This is a genomic window from Streptomyces sp. NPDC049585 (assembly GCF_040675615.1).
Lineage (GTDB): Bacteria > Actinomycetota > Actinomycetes > Streptomycetales > Streptomycetaceae > Streptomyces > Streptomyces luteosporeus.
Genome location: NZ_JBFAPE010000023.1, coordinates 19,420 through 36,632, shown reverse-complemented (window position 1 = coordinate 36,632; position 17,213 = coordinate 19,420). Strand labels below are relative to the sequence as shown.

General features: G+C 73.7%; 9 protein-coding genes. 5 read left to right on the top strand and 4 right to left on the bottom strand.

From position 1 onward, the window contains the following. The first annotated feature begins 25 nt into the window (after nucleotides 1-25). The 4 genes from AB0K17_RS22245 to AB0K17_RS22230 all read left to right on the top strand — a co-directional run bounded on the left by AB0K17_RS22245 (nucleotide 26) and on the right by AB0K17_RS22230 (nucleotide 8,835). Nucleotides 26-2,032, top strand: coding sequence for an endo-beta-N-acetylglucosaminidase (locus AB0K17_RS22245; protein WP_365983981.1), 2,007 nt, complete (start codon nucleotides 26-28; stop codon nucleotides 2,030-2,032). A 41-nt stretch (nucleotides 2,033-2,073) separates the two neighbouring features. After that, nucleotides 2,074-5,085 (top strand): glycoside hydrolase family 38 C-terminal domain-containing protein, encoded by a 3,012-nt coding sequence (locus AB0K17_RS22240; protein WP_365983980.1) that lies wholly within the window; start codon nucleotides 2,074-2,076, stop codon nucleotides 5,083-5,085. 211 nt (nucleotides 5,086-5,296) lie between these two features. Next, a complete protein-coding gene (locus tag AB0K17_RS22235) occupies nucleotides 5,297-7,975 on the top strand; it encodes an alpha/beta fold hydrolase (protein WP_365983979.1) in 2,679 nt (892 codons plus the stop codon). Further along, nucleotides 7,972-8,835, top strand: coding sequence for an ABC transporter permease subunit (locus tag AB0K17_RS22230; RefSeq protein WP_365965899.1), 864 nt, complete (start codon nucleotides 7,972-7,974; stop codon nucleotides 8,833-8,835). The genes AB0K17_RS22235 and AB0K17_RS22230 overlap by 4 nt, the downstream gene beginning before the upstream one ends. 41 nt (nucleotides 8,836-8,876) lie before the next feature. Here the strand turns inward: AB0K17_RS22230 and lysX are convergent, their stop codons facing one another. Next, nucleotides 8,877-12,239: a bifunctional lysylphosphatidylglycerol synthetase/lysine--tRNA ligase LysX gene (lysX, locus tag AB0K17_RS22225; RefSeq protein WP_365965898.1), complete on the bottom strand. Its 3,363-nt coding sequence runs from the start codon at nucleotides 12,237-12,239 to the stop codon at nucleotides 8,877-8,879. Nucleotides 12,240-12,461: 222 nt separating this feature from the next. Here lysX and AB0K17_RS22220 point away from each other — a divergent pair, with 222 nt between their 5' ends. Beyond that, nucleotides 12,462-12,656, top strand: coding sequence for a hypothetical protein (locus tag AB0K17_RS22220; protein ID WP_365965897.1), 195 nt, complete (start codon nucleotides 12,462-12,464; stop codon nucleotides 12,654-12,656). Nucleotides 12,657-12,695: 39 nt separating this feature from the next. Here AB0K17_RS22220 and AB0K17_RS22215 read toward each other — a convergent pair whose 3' ends face one another. The 3 genes from AB0K17_RS22215 to AB0K17_RS22205 form a co-directional block, all read right to left on the bottom strand. After that, a complete protein-coding gene (locus AB0K17_RS22215) occupies nucleotides 12,696-14,099 on the bottom strand; it encodes a family 2B encapsulin nanocompartment shell protein (protein ID WP_365965896.1) in 1,404 nt (467 codons plus the stop codon). Between the two features lie 176 nt (nucleotides 14,100-14,275). Beyond that, nucleotides 14,276-15,688 (bottom strand): family 2B encapsulin nanocompartment shell protein, encoded by a 1,413-nt coding sequence (locus AB0K17_RS22210; RefSeq protein WP_365983978.1) that lies wholly within the window; start codon nucleotides 15,686-15,688, stop codon nucleotides 14,276-14,278. A 151-nt stretch (nucleotides 15,689-15,839) separates the two neighbouring features. Then, nucleotides 15,840-17,081, bottom strand: a complete 1,242-nt coding sequence (locus AB0K17_RS22205; RefSeq protein ID WP_365983977.1) for a phosphodiester glycosidase family protein — start codon at nucleotides 17,079-17,081, stop codon at nucleotides 15,840-15,842. Nucleotides 17,082-17,213 lie beyond the last annotated feature (132 nt).

Genomic DNA, 17,213 nt, shown 5'->3' with positions numbered 1-17,213 from the left:
GCCCACCCGCACCACAAGGAGCCGCATGAGACCCACCCGCCGTGCCGTCCTCGCCGCCGGCCTGGCCACCGCCCTGACCACCCTGCGACCCGCGCACGCCGCGTCCGACCTCCAACCCCACGCCTCCTACTGGTTCCCCGACGCCCTCCTCTCCTGGAACCCCCACTCCGACCCGGACCTCCCCTTCAACCGCGCCACCGTCCCCCTGGCCCCCCGCTTCACCCCACCACCCCCCACTCCCACGGCTCACGCCGACCGCGCCCGCATCAGCGCACTGGTCTCCTTCGCGCCGACCTCCGGCAACCCGTCCCAGGGCTCGCCCACCGCCGATCATTACGCGCTGACCCATTGGGCGTACCTGGACGAGCTCGTCTTCTGGGGCGGCTCGGCCGGCGAGGGCCTGATCCTCGCCCCGACCGCGCCCGTGATCGACGCCGCGCACCGCAACGGCGTACCCGTACTCGGTACCGTCTTCCTGCCGCCCACCGCCTACGGCGGCCGGCTGCGCTGGACGCGCGACCTCCTGCGACGGGGCACCGACGGCGGCTTCCCCGTCGCCGACAAGCTCCTCACCGTCGCCCGGGAGTACGGCTTCGACGGCTGGTTCCTCAATGCCGAGACCGGCGGCGGGGACGCCGCCCTCGCCGCGGACATGCGCGACTTCGTCGCCTTCCTCCGCGAGCGCGGCCGCCCCCTGCGGGTGACGTGGTACGACGCGATGGCGGTCTCCGGCGACATCGCCTGGCAGAACGAGCTCAACGAGCACAACGCCCCCTTCTTCCGCGCCGCTGACAGCATGTTCCTCAACTTCGGCTGGAACCGTCCCGGCCTGGTCTCCTCCGCCGGCCTCGCCCGCGGCCTGGGCCGCGACCCGTACGAGCTGTGGGCCGGCGTCGACGTGGAGGCGCGCGGCTGGGACACCCGCGTGGACTGGGAGGCGCTCCTGCCGCCCGACGGCCCGCCCCTGACCTCCGTGGGGTTCTACCGCCCCGAGTGGACGTGGAAGGCGGCGCCCGCCGGCGAGCGCGCCCCGGCGGCCTTCCACCGGCGCGACGACCGCTTCTGGTCCGGCGCGGCCCCCGACCCGGCGCGGCCCGCGCCCGGGCCGGGAACGTGGCGGCCACCGGCGGCCTTCGTCGCCGACCGCTCCACCCTCACGTCCCTCCCCTTCGCCACGACCTTCAACACCGGTCACGGCCTGGCCTGGTACGAGCGCGGCCGCCGCACGTCCACCGCCGCCTGGAACCACCTCGGCCTGCAGGACCGCCTCCCCGGCCGTCGCTGGGTGATCCGCACCGACGGCGACCGCCCGGACGTCGGCTTCGACTTCGCCGACGCCTGGCGCGGCGGCAGCAGCCTCCTGGTCACCGGCACGGGCACCGCAGCGCCCGCCACGACGGAGCTGTACTCCGCCCGCCTGCCCCTGACGACGGCGACCGTGGTCGAGCTCGCCCACCGCACCGACCCGGGGTCGGGGGCGGTCCGCGTGGAGCTGGCGGTCGCCCTCGCCGAGGAGCAGCCGTACCCGTTCACGTACGTCCCCGTGGCCACCCTTCCGGCGGGCGACGGCACGGGCTGGACCACGGCCGCCGTGCCCCTGGAGGCGCTGCTGCGCGGCCGGTCCGCGGCCACGGTGTACGCCCTGGGGATCCGGCTGGCCGCGCCGGACGGCGGCCCGGTGCGCTGGCGGCTGGGGGAGCTCGCCGTGCACGACGGCACCCCGCCCGCGCCCCGCCCGCCCACCGCGCCGGTCGTGACCGCGTCGTCGACCGCCGCGGACGGCACGGCGGCGCTGCGGCTGGCGTGGGGGCCGCCCGCGCCGCGGCGGGGGGCCGGGCGGCCGCGCCACTACGAGGTGCACCAGGTGCTGCCCGGCGGTGAACGCCGCTTCCTGGGCGGCACGTGTGGGCATGCCTACTACGTTCCGGTGCTGAGCCGGACGGCCGGCGAGCCGGCCACCCGCCTGGAGGTGCGTGCCGTGGACGAGCTGTACACCGCGTCGGCGCCCGCGCCCGTCACGTTCCACTGGTAGTCAGCTGGTAGTCACCCGACCGGTACCGGGAGGAATCGCCGATGCACGACGACCGCACCGTCACCGAAGCGCGCCTCAAGCGCGTCCTGGACGAGCGCATCCGGCCGGCCGTGTACCCGCAGTCGGTGCCGCTGGCCGTCTCCGTGTGGCACACCCCCGGGGAACCGGTACCCGTCGCCGAGGGTCTCGCGGCCGCCGGCACCCCGATCGAGGCGGGCGCGCCGTGGGGGCCGCCGTGGGGCACGAGCTGGTTCACCGTCACGGGCACGATCCCCGCCGAGTGGGCGGGCCGCACCGTCGAGGCCCTGCTCGACCTCGGCTTCGACGAGAACATGCCCGGCTTCCAGTGCGAGGGGCTGGTGTACCGCCCCGACGGCTCGCCCGTGAAGGGGCTCAGCCCCCGCAACCACTGGGTGCGCGTCAGCGACAGGGCCACCGGCGGGGAGGCCGTCGTCCTGCACGTCGAGGCCGCCGCCAACCCCGTGATCCTCGACTACCACCCCTTCGTGCCCACCGAGCTCGGCGACCGCACCACCGCCGGCGACGCCCCGCGCTACCGGCTGGCCCGTATGGACCTGGCCGTCCTCGACCGCACGGTGTGGGAGCTGGTGCAGGACCTGGAGGTGCTGGGACAGCTCATGGCCGAGCTGCCCGTGGAGGGGGCGCGGCGCTGGGAGGTGCTGCGGGCCGTCGAACGGGCACTGGACGCCCTCGACCTGCAGGACGTGGGCGGCACGGCGCAGCGGGCGCGCGCGGCGCTGCAAGGCGTGCTGTCCGCGCCCGCCCACGCCTCCGCCCACCGCCTGAGCGCGGTCGGGCACGCGCACATCGACTCGGCGTGGCTGTGGCCGCTGCGCGAGACGGTGCGCAAGGTCGCCCGTACGACCGCGAACATGACCGCGCTGCTGGAGGACGAGCCCGACTTCGTCTACGCCATGTCGCAGGCACAGCAGTTCGCCTGGCTCAAGGAGCACCGGCCGGAGGTGTACGCGCGGGTGAAGAAGGCCGTCGCGGACGGCCGCTTCGTCCCCGTGGGCGGCATGTGGGTGGAATCCGACACGAACATGCCGGGAGCGGAGGCGCTGGCCCGGCAGTTCGTGCACGGCAAGCGGTTCTTCCTGGAGGAGTTCGGCATCGAGACGGAGGAGGTGTGGCTGCCGGACTCCTTCGGCTATTCGGCCGCTCTGCCGCAGCTGGTGCGGCTGGCCGGGGCCAGGTGGTTCCTCACCCAGAAGATCTCCTGGAGCCGGACGAACAAGTTCCCCCACCACACCTTCTGGTGGGAGGGCATCGACGGCACCCGCGTCTTCACCCACTTCCCGCCGATCGACACCTACAACTGCCAGCTCTCGGGCCAGGAGCTCGCCCACGCGGTGCGCAACTTCCAGGAGAAGGGCCGGGCCACGCGCTCGCTCGCCCCCACCGGCTGGGGCGACGGCGGCGGGGGCACGACCCGGGAGATGGTGGCGCGGGCCAAGCGACTCGCGGATCTCGAAGGCTCCGCCCGGGTGCGCTTCGAGAAGCCGTCGGCCTTCTTCGAAAAGGCGCACGCCGAGTACCCGGACGCGCCGGTGTGGGCCGGCGAGCTGTACCTGGAGCTGCACCGCGCCACGCTCACCAGCCAGGCCCGCACCAAGCAGGGCAACCGGCGCTGCGAGCACCTCCTGCGCGAGGCGGAGCTGTGGTCGGCCACGGCGGCCGTGCGCACCGGCCTCCCGTACCCGTACGAGGCGCTGGACCGGCTGTGGAAGACCGTCCTGCTGCACCAGTTCCACGACATCCTGCCCGGGACGTCCATCGCCTGGGTGCACCGCGAGGCGGTCCGGACGTACGCGCAGGTCGCCGCCGAACTGGAGGCGCTGATCGCCGAGGCCCTCACCGCCCTGGCGGGCGACCCCGCCGGCGGCCACACCCTCGTCTTCAACGCGGCCCCCCACCCCCGGGCCGGAGTGCCGGCGGGCGGCGCGGCGCCGGCGGCCGCGCCGGACGGCGCGCCGACGGGCGTACGGCCGCGCGAGAGCGGCGGATTCGTCCTGGACAACGGGCTGCTGCGGGTCGAGGTCGACGGACGCGGGCTGATCGTCTCCGTGTACGACCCCGCGGCGGACCGCGAGGCGCTGGCACCCGGCGCCGCGGCGAACCTCCTGCAGCTGCACCAGGACTTCCCCGCCATGTGGGACGCCTGGGACGTCGACCACTTCTACCGCAACACGGTCACCGACCTCACCGGCGCCGACCTCGTGGAGGCGGCGGGCGACGACGGCGTACGCGTCGTGCGCACCTTCGGCTCCTCACGCGCCGAGCAGCACATCACCCTGCCCGCGGGGCAGCGCAGGGTGGACATCGCCACGGACGTCGACTGGCACGAGACGGAGAAGTTCCTCAAGGCGGCCTTCCCGCTGGACGTCCACGCCGAGCGGATCGCGGCCGAGACGCAGTTCGGCCACCTGTACCGGCCCACCCACACCAACACCAGCTGGGACGCCGCGAAGTTCGAGGCATGCGCCCACCGGTTCGTCCACCTGGAGGAACCGGGCTGGGGCGTGGCCCTGGTCAACGACTCGACGTACGGCTACGACGTGACCCGCACCGTCCGCGAGGAGGACACCGGTACCACGACCACCGTCCGCCTCTCCCTCCTGCGCGCCCCCCGCTTCCCCGACCCCCGCACCGACCAGGGCACCCACCGCTTCCGCTACGCGCTCGTCCCGGCGGCGACGGTGGGGGACGCGGTACGCGAGGGACACCGCATCAACCTGCCGGAACGACAGGTGCCGGGCAGCGTGCAAGCTGTGGCCCCGCTGGTGACGGTGGACGACGACGCGGTCGTGGTGTCGGCGGTGAAGATGGCGGACGACGGCAGCGGGGACGTGGTGGTACGCCTCTACGAATCCCGCGGCGGCCGCGCCCGCCCCCACGTGACGGCGGACTTCCCCGTGAAGCGAGCATCCCACTGCGACCTCCTGGAACGCCCCCAGAGGCGGTGCGACCTCGGATCGGCGCTCCCCCTGCGCCCCTTCGAGATCGTGACACTGCGCTTGACGCGAGGCTGAGCGCGACCGCCACCTGCCGGTTTGTGGGCAGGCGTTCCGCAGGGCGATGGGGGTACCCCCATGGCCGTTCAGGCCTATGGGGGAGGGTGGGCACAAACCGGCCCACCGGGCGGCAATCGGCCCGGGGTCCGGGGCGCAGCCCCGGGAAACGGTGAAAGGGCGGGGCGGGGGCAAACCAAACCTGGACGACGGCTCCGCTTAGCATTCGAACATGAAGCTGCGACTCCCGCGCCTGCGCCTGCGGCTGGCGGCCGCGGCCGCCGCCGTCGCCCTGCTGGGCGCCGGCACCTGGACCGTGGCGGCCACCGCCGCCGGCGGTGATCCGCCCGTCCACCGCGAGGACCGCATGCTGAGCGTCCCGGACGCCCGCATCGACATGTCGTTCTTCACGTCCGGCCCGGCCACCGACCACCGCCGTCCCGCCGTGCTCCTCGCGCACGGCTTCGGGGGCAGCAAGGACGACATGCGGGCCCAGGCCGAGGACCTGGCCCGTTCGGGCTACGCGGTGGTGACGTGGTCGGCCCGCGGGTTCGGACGTTCGACCGGCCGCATCGGCCTGAACGACCCCGACCACGAGGTCGCCGACGTCAGTCGGCTCCTGGACTGGCTGGCCCGCCGCCCGGAGGTGCGGCTGGACGCCCCGGGGGACCCGCGCGCCGGCATCGCCGGCGGCTCCTACGGCGGTGCGATCGCCCTGCTCGCCGCCGGCCACGACAAGCGCGTCGACGCCATCGCCCCGCAGATCACGTACTGGAACCTGGCCGACGCGCTCTTCCCCGGCGACGTCTTCAAGAAGCTGTGGACCGGCATCTTCTTCACCACGGGAACCACGGAACCGACAGGGCCAGCCCGCTCCGCGGGCCACGGCTGCGGCCGCTTCGCGCCCGACCTGTGCCGCATGTACGAGCGCGTGGCCGTCGCAGGCCGCCCGGACGCCGCCGCCCGTGAACTCCTGGAGCGCCGCAGCCCCTCCGCCGTGGCGGACCGCATCAAGGTGCCCACTCTCCTGGTGCAGGGGCAGAGCGACTCCCTCTTCCCGCTCGACCAGTCCGACGCGGCCGCCGCCGCGATCCGCCGCAACGGCGCGCCGGTCGCGGTCGACTGGATCGCCGGTGGTCACGACAGCGGTACCGGCGACGAGGCCGACCGCATCGCGGGCCGTACCCGCGCATGGTTCGACCGTTACCTCAAGGGCGACACCACAACCGGCACTGGCCCGGCCTTCCGCATCAGCCGTACCGGTGGCGTCGACACCACCGACGGCCGGGCCCGGCTGCGGGCGGCGACCGCGGACGCCTACCCGGGCCTGCTTGACGGCACCCGTACGGTGCGTCTGTCGGGCGGTCGGCAGGTGTTCGGCAACCCGGCGGGGGCGGCGCCCCCGGCCCTGTCCGCCGTGCCGGGCCTGGGCGCCGCGGCCGGGCTGCAGTCCCTGGGCGCCGGCGCGGGCATCGGCTTCTCCCTGGACTTCCCCGGCCAGCACGCCCGGTTCGACTCGGCGCCGCTGACCGAGGGCGTGCACGTCACCGGCACGCCCACCGCCACCGTGCGCGTCGCGTCGGACACCGGCGAGGCGGTCCTCTTCGCCAAGGTCTACGACGTCGGCCCGGACGGCCGCCAGGTGCTGCCGGGTCAGCTGGTGACGCCGGTGCGGGTGACCGACGCCAAGGACGGCAAGGAGGTGCGGCTGCGGCTGCCCGCGATCGACCACACCTTCGAGGCCGGCCACCGGATGCGGCTGGTGCTCGCCGCCACCGACCTGGGCTACGCCTCGCCGGCCGCCCCGGCCACGTACACCGTCTCCCTCACCCGGCCGGACCTGAGCGCGCCGACCGCGCCGGGCGTACGGACCGGTTCCTCCGGGCTGCCGTGGTGGACGTGGGGTCTGCCGGCCGGGGGCCTTCTCGTCGCGGCCGCGATCCTGTTCACCGGCCGCCGCCGCTCCTTTGCGCCGCCCGCCGACCCGGCACTGGCCGACGTACCGCTGCAGATCACGGACTTGAACAAGCGGTACGCGGGGAGCACCGACCGGTACGCCGTGCGGGAGCTGTCCTTCCGCGTCGAACGCGGCCAGGTGCTCGGCCTGCTGGGCCCGAACGGCGCCGGCAAGACGACGACGCTGCGCATGCTCATGGGCCTGATCCGGCCGGACGCGGGCGAGATCCGCGTCTTCGGCCGGGCGGTGCGGCCGGGCTCGCCCGTGCTCTCGCGCGTCGGCGCCTTCGTCGAGGGCGCGGGCTTCCTGCCGCACCTGTCGGGACGCGCCAACCTCGACCTGTACTGGCGGGCCACCGGCCGGCCCACCGAGGACGCCCACCTGGACGAGGCCCTGGACATCGCGGACCTGGGCCCGGCGCTGGAGCGGCCGGTGCGCACCTACTCCCAGGGCATGCGGCAGCGCCTGGCGATCGCCCAGGCCATGCTCGGCCTGCCCGACCTGCTGATCCTGGACGAACCGGCCAACGGCCTGGACCCGCCCCAGATCCGCGAGATGCGCGAGGTGATGATCCGTTACGCCGCCGCCGGCCGGACCGTCATCGTCTCCAGCCACCTGCTGGCCGAGGTGGAGCAGTCGTGCACGCACCTGGTGGTCATGGATCGCGGCCGGCTCGTCGCGGCGGGTCCGGTGGCCGACATCGTCGGCTCCGGCGACACCCTGCTCGTCGGGGTCGACGGCCGGCTGTCCGACGTCACGACGGAGAAGGTGGCCGCCCTGCCCGGCGTGGCCTCGGCGGTGCGCACCGACGAGGGGCTGCTGGTGCGGCTGGACGGCGCGAGCGCGTCCGAGCTGCTCGCCGAACTGGTGCGACTGGAGATCCCCGTCTCCAGCGCCGGGCCCCACCGGCGGCTGGAGGACGCGTTCCTGACCCTGATCGGAGGATCGGCATGAGCACGGCGGCGCAGTCCACGACTGCCGCGCCCGGCTACCGCGCCCGGCACACCCTGCCGCTGCGGGTGGAGGCGGCCCGGCAGCTGCGGCGACGGCGCACGGTGGTGATGGGCGCCCTGCTGGCGGTGCTGCCGTTCGTCCTCATCGCCGCCTTCGCCGTCGGCGGGGACGGCCGGGGTCGCGACGGGCGGGTGACGCTGATGGACACCGCCACCGCCTCGGGGCTGAACTTCGCGGCGACCGCGCTGTTCGTCTCGGCGGGCTTCCTGCTGGTGGTGCCGGTGGCACTGTTCTGCGGCGACGCGGTGGCCTCGGAGGCGAGCTGGTCCTCCCTGCGCTACCTGCTGGCCGCGCCCGTGCCCCGGGCCCGGCTGCTGCTGAGCAAGCTGACGGTGGCCCTGGCCTTCAGCGCCGCGGCGATCGTGCTGCTGCCGGCCGTGGCCCTGGCGGCGGGCACGGCCGCCTACGGCTGGGGCCCGCTGCGCATCCCCACCGGCGGCTCCCTGGACGCGGCGACGGCCACGGGCCGGCTCGCGCTGGCGGTGGCGTACGTCTTCGTCGGCCAGCTGGTCACCGCGGCGCTGGCGTTCTGGCTGTCCACCGTGACCGACGCGCCGCTGGGCGCGGTCGGCGGCGCGCTGGGGCTGACCATCGTCGGCAACGTCCTGGACGCCGTCACCGCGCTCGGCGACTGGCGCGACGTGCTGCCGGCGCACTGGCAGTACGCCTGGGCGGACGTCCTGCAGCCGCATGCCGAATTCGCCGGCATGATCAAGGGCACGGCCGTCTCCACCGGCTACGCGGTCGTCCTGATCGCCCTCGCCTTCCGCCACTTCGGCCGCAAGGACGTCGTCTCGTAGCAGTCGTCTCGTAGCACTCGTCTTGTGGCAGCCGCCCGCCCTCAGCGGTGCCGCACCAGCGGGAAGGGCAGGGTCTCGCGGATCGACAGGCCGGTCAGGAACATCACCAGCCGGTCGACGCCGATGCCCAGCCCGCCCGTCGGCGGCATCGCGTACTCGAGAGCGCGCAGGAAGTCCTCGTCCAGCTCCATGGCCTCGGGGTCGCCGCCGGCCGCCCGCAGCGACTGCGCCGTCAGCCGGCGGCGCTGCTCGACGGGGTCGATCAGCTCGGAGTACGCCGTGCCCAGCTCGGTGCCGAAGGCCACCAGGTCCCAGCGCTCGGCCACCCGCGGATCGGACCGGTGGGGGCGGGTCAGTGGCGAGACGTCGGTGGGGAAGTCCTTGTAGAACACCGGCAGCGTCGTGCGCTCCTCCACCAGCCGCTCGTACAGCTCCAGCACGATGTCGCCGTGGCCGTCCTCCGGCCGGTACGGGGTGCCGGTGGCCGCGCAGTACGCGCGCAGCGCCTCGATCGTGCTGTCCGCGCCGATCTCCTCGCCCAGCACCTCCGACAGCGCGCCGTAGACGGTCTTGACCGGCCACGTACCGGAGATGTCGTGCTCGGTGCGCTTGCCGTCCTCGTCCGCGCGCACCGCGATCGCCGAGCCGTGGGCGGCCACGGCCGCCTGCTGGATCAGCTCGCGGGTCAGCTCCAGCATCACGTCGTAGTCGGCGCAGCCCTGGTAGGCCTCCAGCATCGTGAACTCGGGGTTGTGCTTGTAGGACACGCCCTCGTTGCGGAAGGTGCGGCCCAGCTCGAAGACCTTCTCCAGGCCGCCCACGCACAGGCGCTTGAGGTACAGCTCGGGGGCGATGCGCAGGTACAGGTCGAGGTCGTAGGCGTTGATGTGGGTGGTGAAGGGCCGGGCGTTGGCACCGCCGTGGACCTGCTGCAGCATCGGCGTCTCCACCTCCAGGAAGCCGCGGTCCAGCAGCCCCTGGCGCAGCGCCTGGGCCACGGCGCTGCGGGCTTGCAGCGTCCGGCGCGCCTCCGGCGAGACGGCCAGGTCCACGTACCGCATGCGCACCCTGGCCTCGGGGTCGGCCAGGCCGCGGCGCTTGTCGGGCAGCGGGCGCAGGCACTTGGCGACGAGCCGGGCGCGGGTGACGAACAGCGTCGGCTCGCCGCGGTCGCTGGTGCCGCTCACGCCCTCGGCCTCCAGGTGGTCGCCGAGGTCGACGTGGGTGGTGAAGCGCCCGAGCAACTCCTCGCCCGAGCCGTCGCGGGTGAAGGCCAGCTGCAGGTCCCCGGACCAGTCGCGCAGGACGGCGAAGGCGATGCCGCCGTGGTCGCGCACGAGCATGACCCGCCCGGTCACCGTGGCGTGCTCACCGGTGCGGGAGCCCGGGGCGAGGCCGGCGGCCGCCGCCCGGACCTGCGCGCAGGTGTGGGTGCGACGGGCGTCGACGGGATAGGGGTCCACTCCGGCCGCGCGCAGCCTCTCCAGCTTGCGCCGGCGCACCCGTACCTGCTCGGGCAGCCCGGCCAGTTCGTCCACGGCCGCGCCCGCCTCCTCGGCGCCGGCCAGGCCCAGCTCGGTCAGCGAGGGCAGCCCGGCGGTGGAGGCGGGCCGGGACAGCCCCCGGGCCCGGCCGCGGCGCCACAGCTTGCCCAGGCTCGGGACGGCCACGAAGCCCTCGGCGATGCCGGCGGCCAGGCCGATGCGGGCCAGGGCACCGGCGTCGGCGTAGCACAGGAAGCGGGGGTGCCACTCGGGGTTGTACTTGACGTTCGAGCGGTACAGGGCCTCCAGCTGCCACCACTTGGAGAAGAACAGCAGCAGCTTGCGCCACAGGCGCAGCACCGGGCCCGCGCCGATGCGGGCCCCCTCCTCGAACGCCGAGCGGAAGACGGCGAAGTTCAGCGAGATCCGCTTGACGCCGAAGCGGCCCGCCCGGGTGCACAACTGGGCGACCATGAACTCCATGACGCCGTTGGGCGCGGCCCGGTCCCGGCGCATCAGGTCCAGCGAGATGCCGTCCGGCCCCCACGGCACGAAGGACAGCAGCGCGATCATCGTCCCGTCGGCGTCCAGGGCCTCCACCAGCAGGCAGTCGCCGTCGGCCGGGTCGCCCAGGCGCCCCAGCGCCATCGAGAAGCCGCGCTCGGTCTCGGTGTCCCGCCAGGCGTCGGCCCGCCGGATGACCTCCTCCATCTCCTCGTCGCCCAGCTCGAAGTGGCGCCTGACGCGCACGGTGGCCCCCGTGCGCTCGACGCGGTGGACGGCCTGCCGGGTCACCCGCATCTCCCGGCCCTCCAGGTCGAACGTGGCGACCTGCAGGATCGCCTCGTCGCCCAGCTGCAGCGCACCCAGCCCCGCCCGCGCGTACGCCCGGGCCCCTTCCTCGCCGGCGCCCATGACGGCCGGCTGCCAGCCGTAGCGCCCCGCCACCTCCAGCCAGGCCCTGATGGCCGGGTCCCAGGCTTCGGGGTCGCCCAGCGGATCGCCGGAGGCCAGGCACACGCCGGCCTCGACGCGGTAGGTGACGGCGGCCTTGCCGCTGGGGGAGAAGACGACGGCCTTGTCGCGCCGGGTGGCGAAGTAGCCGAGCGAGTCCCGGGCGCCGTAGCGGCGCAGCAGGGCGCGGATGCGCGCCTCCTCGTCGCCGTGCAGCGCCGCCTCCAGCCGCTGCGAGCGGAACAGCGCCATCGTCGCGTTGAGCAGCGCCAGCGCCCCGAACAGGCCCAGCAGGAAGTAGACCCAGTGCGGCGGGTGCCCCGTGAAGTGCCGCGAGCTGACCAGCCCGCCGCACACCCGGTTGGCCACGAACAGCAGCCGCTTGCCGGCTCCCGGCTCCAGGGTCCCGGGGAACAGGGCGACCAGACCCCAGCCCACCAGGGTGGCCACCACCAGCCCGGCCACCAGCACCAGCAGGGCCCGCAGGAAGGCGCCGCGCCGCGACGCGGCGTAGAACTCGCGCCGGGCCAGGAACAGCAGCGCCATGGCGCCCACGCACAGCGCGAGCGAGGGCAGGGTGTCCCAGTAGCCGACCGCCAGCAGCAGCGCGTCCGCCAGCAGGAGCAGCGCCAGGTAGGCCAGGACGAACCAGAGGGTGACTCTCTTGCGCGCGGCCGTGGCGGCGGCGAGCAGCAGCAGGAAGACGGCGAGGGCGAGGTTGGCGGCGGTGGGCACGGTGAGCAGGTCCAGCGCGCGCGTGACCGGCGCGAGGGCCCGGCGCAGGGGCGGGATCAGCGAGGTGACCGCACAGTACGTGCCGAGCAGCGCGAAGAAGATCGCGAACCCGTTGGGCACCCGCCGCAGGAAGCGGTGCCACCCTGTCACCCGTTCGGTCTCCGGTGCGCCCTGCCGTACCTCCGTCCTGCCCGCCGCGTCGGCTGTGCGGCCCTCGGCTGTGCGGCTCATTCCGTCAGCCTAGGCAGGTACGGGGCGCCCCGCCCGCCGAACGCGGCACCCGATCGTGTCCCGTGGCGGACCATGCCCGCGACTCTGGGACATTTGGGGAGGCTCCGCACGTCCGAACTGGTTGATTCCCACCCGAATGGAGTATGCCCGCGAAGGGCTCCGCCACGGTGGGATAGGCGAGACTGGCGCACGTCCACCGCCGCTTGGCCGAGGAGGTCCACCATGGCCGTTTCGATTTCCGTGGTCCTGTTGCTGCTGATCCTGTCGGTGGTCTTCATGCGCAGCGGGGGCCTGCGGGCCTCGCACGCGATGGTCTGCGTGCTGCTCGGCTTCCTGCTCGCCAGCACGAGCGTCGCGCCGACCATCTCCCACGGGCTCTCCGCCACCGCCGAACTCGTCAGCGGCGTCAGGCCCTGACCGGGCGCCCGAAGGCGCCCGGCGCTGCGGCGCGGCCCCTCAGCGGCCGATCTCGACGTCCTCCAGGATGCCGAGCGCATCGGGGACGAGCACGGCGGCCGAGAAGTAGGTGCTCACCAGGTACGAGGTGACCGCCTGCTCGCTGATGCCCATGAACCGCACGTTCAGGCCGGGCTGGTACTCGTCGGGGATCCCGGTCTGGTGCAGACCGATGACGCCCTGGTTGTCCTCGCCCGTGCGCATGGCGATGATCGAGCTGGTGCCCGTCTCACTGATGGGGATCTTGTTGCACGGCAGCAGCGGCACGCCCCGCCACGAGCGCACCGCACTCCCCAGCACCTCGATGTTCTTCGGGTACAGGCCCCGGCTGTTGCACTCCCGGCCGAAGGCGGCGATCGTGCGCGGATGCGCCAGGAAGAACTGCGTCTTGCGGCGCCGGGAGAGCAGTTCGTCGAGGTCGTCGGGGGTGGGCGGGCCGCTGCGGGTGTGGATGCGCTGGCTGAGGTCGGCGTTGTGCAGGAGCCCGAACTCGCGGTTGTTGACCATTTCGTGTTCCTGGCGTTCGCGCAGGGCCTCGATGGTCAGGCGGAGTTGCTGTTCGAGCTGGTTCATGGGCTCGTTGTAGAGGTCGGCGACGCGGGTGTGCACCCGCAGCACCGTCTGCGCCACGCTCAGCTCGTACTCGCGCGGCCTCGGCTCGTAGTCCACGAAGGTGCCGGGGATGACCGGCTCGCCCGCATGACCCGAGGTGATGGCGATGTCGGCCTCGCCGCGCTTGTTGGCCTTCGGCGCGGGCCGGGAGGCGAAACCCTCCACGTGCGCCCGCAGCGACTCCGACCGCTCGGCCAGCTCCCGGAACGCCCGTACCGGCAGGGCCAGAACGGTGCACCGGGTCAGCGCCCGCACGGTGAAGCCCCAGGTGGCCTCCGGCTCCAGCGGCACCCGCTCGCCGAAATAGTCGCCGTCGGCCAGCGTGCCCAGCGAGGTCTCGTCCCCGTACTTGCCCGCACCGGTCTTGGCGAGCTTGCCGTGGGCGATCAGGAAGACCTCGTCCGCGGGCGTGCCGGCCTCGACGAGCGTCTGGCCCGCCGTGTACTCCCGCTGCACGAAGGCGTCGGCCAACGCTTCGAGCACGTCCGCATCGTGGTAGTCGCGCAGCAGCGGCAGCTCGCCCAGCTCCGGCGGAATGACCCGCACCTCGGCACCCGTGGAGATGAACTCCACCCGGCCGTCGCCGACGGTGTACGTCAGCCGCCGGTTGACGCGGTACGTGCCGGCCGAGACCTGGACCCAGGGCAGGACGCGCAGCAGCCAGCGGGAGGAGATCCCGCGCATCTGCGGGACGGATTTGGTCGTCGTCGCGAGCTGGCGGGCCGCGCCCGTCCCCAGGCTCAGCTGCTGCGCGGCCTGGTCGGTGGGCTCCGGCTCCACTGATGTGGTCATGTGCGGTGATCACCCATCTGTGAGGAACATGCGGGGAACGTGCTGCGAACGTGCTGCGGGAAAACGTGCTGCCGAGGGCGGCCCCGGAGCGGGGCGTCCGCAAGAGCCGGGCGGCGGCTGTCGCCCATGACCATGGGCCCGCCCGGCCGTTGCGGTGGCACCGGAATGCGCGGCTGTCAGTGCCCGATCTCGACGTTCTCGAGAATTCCCAGGGCGTCCGGCACCAGGACCGCCGCCGAGTAGTAGGCGCTCACCAGATAGGAGATGATCGCCTGGTCGCTGATTCCCATGAAGCGCACCGAAAGGCTGGGCTGGTATTCGTCGGGAATTCCCGTGCGATGCAGCCCGATGACACCCTGCGACTCCTCCCCGGTGCGCATCAGGAGGATGGAGCTCACGCCGTTCTCGGTGACGGGGATCTTGTTGCAGGGAAAGATCGGCACCCCGCGCCAGGCGGGGAGGTTGTGCCCGCCGATCTCGGTGCTGTCCGGGTAGACGCCCCGGCGGTTGAACTCGCGGCCGATGGCGGCGATGGCGCGCGGGTGCGCCAGCAGGAACCCGGGGTCCTTCCAGACCGTCGCGAGCAGTTCGTCGAGGTCGTCGGGGGTGGGCGGGCCGCTGCGGGTGTGGATGCGCTGGCTGAGGTCGGCGTTGTGCAGGAGCCCGAACTCGCGGTTGTTGATCATCTCGTGTTCCTGGCGTTCGCGCAGGGCCTCGATGGTCAGGCGGAGTTGCTGTTCGAGCTGGTTCATGGGCTCGTTGTAGAGGTCGGCGACGCGGGTGTGCACCCGCAGCACCGTCTGCGCCACGCTCAGGCCGTACTCGCGCGGGGCGGGCTCGTAGTCGGCGAAGACACCGGGCAGCGCCGGCTCGCCCACATGGCCGGAGGCGACGTCGATGGCCGCCTCGCCGTGCTCGTTGTGCGGGCGGGTGGTCCGCGTCCGGTACGCCTCGACGTGGGAGCGCAGGGCGGGGGAGCCGTCCAGCACCTCGTGGAAGGCCTGGTGCGGCAGGGTCAGCACCGTGCACGCGGTCACCGCCCGCACGGTGAAGTCCCAGTTGCCCTCCTGGCCCGCGGCCAGCGCCTGGTCGCCGAAGTAGCCGCCGTCGGCGAACACGCCGAGGACGGCCGGCTCGCCGTACGCGCCGTCGTGCACCTTCTCCGTCTTGCCGTGGGCGATCAGCACCACCTGGTCCGCCGGGCGCCCCGCCTCCACCACCAGCTCGCCGGGCGCGAACTCGCGCTGGGTGAAGCGGTCCGCCAGCGTCTGGAGCACCTCGGCGTCCGAGAAGCCGCGCAGCAGCGGCAGCTCGCCGAGCTCCGCGGGGATGACCCGGACCTCGGCGCCGGTGGTGAAGAACTCCACCCGGCCGTCGCCGAGGGTGTGCGTCAGCCGCCGGTTGACCCGGTAGGTGCCGCCGGAGAGCTGGACCCACGGCAGCAGGCGCAGCAGCCACCGGGAGGTGATGCCCTGCATCTGCGGCACGGACTTTGTCGTGGTCGCCAGATTCCGGGCGGCCTCCGTACCCAGACTCAGCCGGTCCGGTGGATTCTCCGTGCCCGCCCCGGTCTCCACTGACGTCGTCATAAGCGAATGCCCACCCATCCCGTCGGGAACTGGCCAAGAGAGAACTGACCGTTACCGGCCCGCGGAGGGAAATTCCCGCGGGCCCCCAGCGAAGCTAGCAGTGGGATTGTGCCGTGGCGATCACTCAAAAGGATGGGATTGACCGGTGGTATCACCGTCGGACAAAAACTCCGATCCCATTGGGCACCGGCCGTTCCGCGCCCCCCGAGGGGTGATTGCGCACCACGGCGTGCCGGTCGTGCGGGCCCTTGGTGACCAGGGTCGAGGACCCGCCGCCGTCGAGGTTGAACGCGTCGTCCGCCCCCAGCCGGTCCAGGGTGCGCGCCAGCTCGGCCACGGTCAGGCCCGGCCGCCAGGCCGCGCCGCCGTCCAGCGCCAGCAGGTACAGCCGGTGCCCGTCGTCCGCCAGGCCCGCCGCCGTGCGCACCGCCGGCGTCGTCGCATCCAGGCCCCGCAGCGGCCGGCCGTCGCGCAGGACGGGGAAGCCGCCGATGGCGAAGCGCAGCGCCCCCGCGCGGCGCGCTCTGAGGTGCTGCTCCACCGACACCCGGTCGCCGACCTCCAGCCGGCGCAGGTCGCGCGCCCCGCCCTCGCGCCCCACCAGCACCACCGAGCCCCGGGGGACCGGGCCGCTCCCGGGCCGTCGCGCCGTCCGGGACACCCTGCCGCCCCGCACGGTCACCTCGTACGTCTCGCGGGCGCAGCGCGCGCCCCGGTCGCGGTCCGTGCCGCAGGTCGACCGCAGCCGTGAGGCCCGCCCCCAGGCCGGGGTGAACGCCCCGATGCCGTCGACGGGGATGGCGTACTGGTTGAAGCCGCTGAGCGGCAGATCGTCGTCGGGCGTCTCCACCGACCCGTCCAGCTCCAGCTCCTCCAGCCGGCCCACCCCGTCGGTGCCCACCGCCAGGACGTCCTCGGTGCTCGCACCGCGCGGCAGCGCCGGGCCGAAGCGCTGTCCGTCCGGCACGGCGGCCTTGAGCGCCCGTCCGCTCGCGATCGCCGGGCCCACCGGCGCGCCCGTGGCATCCACGCCCGGGTGCTGGGCCTCGGCGATGTTGAAGAAGTCGCCGTTGATCCCGCCCACCGCACCCTCGCGGTCGGCCAGTTGGGAGATCTTGGCCCGGGCCGCCACCGCGCCCGGGTACAGCAGGTCCACCGAGACCCGCCGGTTGCGCAGGTCGACGGTGAGCAGGTGCCCGTACGCCGTCCCGTGCGCGCCGCGCACCTTGAAGCCCCGGTAGCTCACGCCGGGCGCCACCGAGGAGGCCTTCTCCAGCACCAGGGGGGCGGCGGGCTCGCCGGCCCCCGCGTGCGCGGTGCCCCCGCCGACCCATGAGAACCATGTCACCAGCACCGTCAGCACCGCGCGCACGCGGCGTCCACGTCCAGCCACCGTCACCCCGCAGGTCTCGTCAACCCGGTCACGTAGCAAGGGACTTATCCATGCCCCGTAGAACGGCGGGAAAAGCACCGGCATACACTCCGGCAACTCTCCGCCCGCCTCTGTCGAACAGCCCTGCGGGCC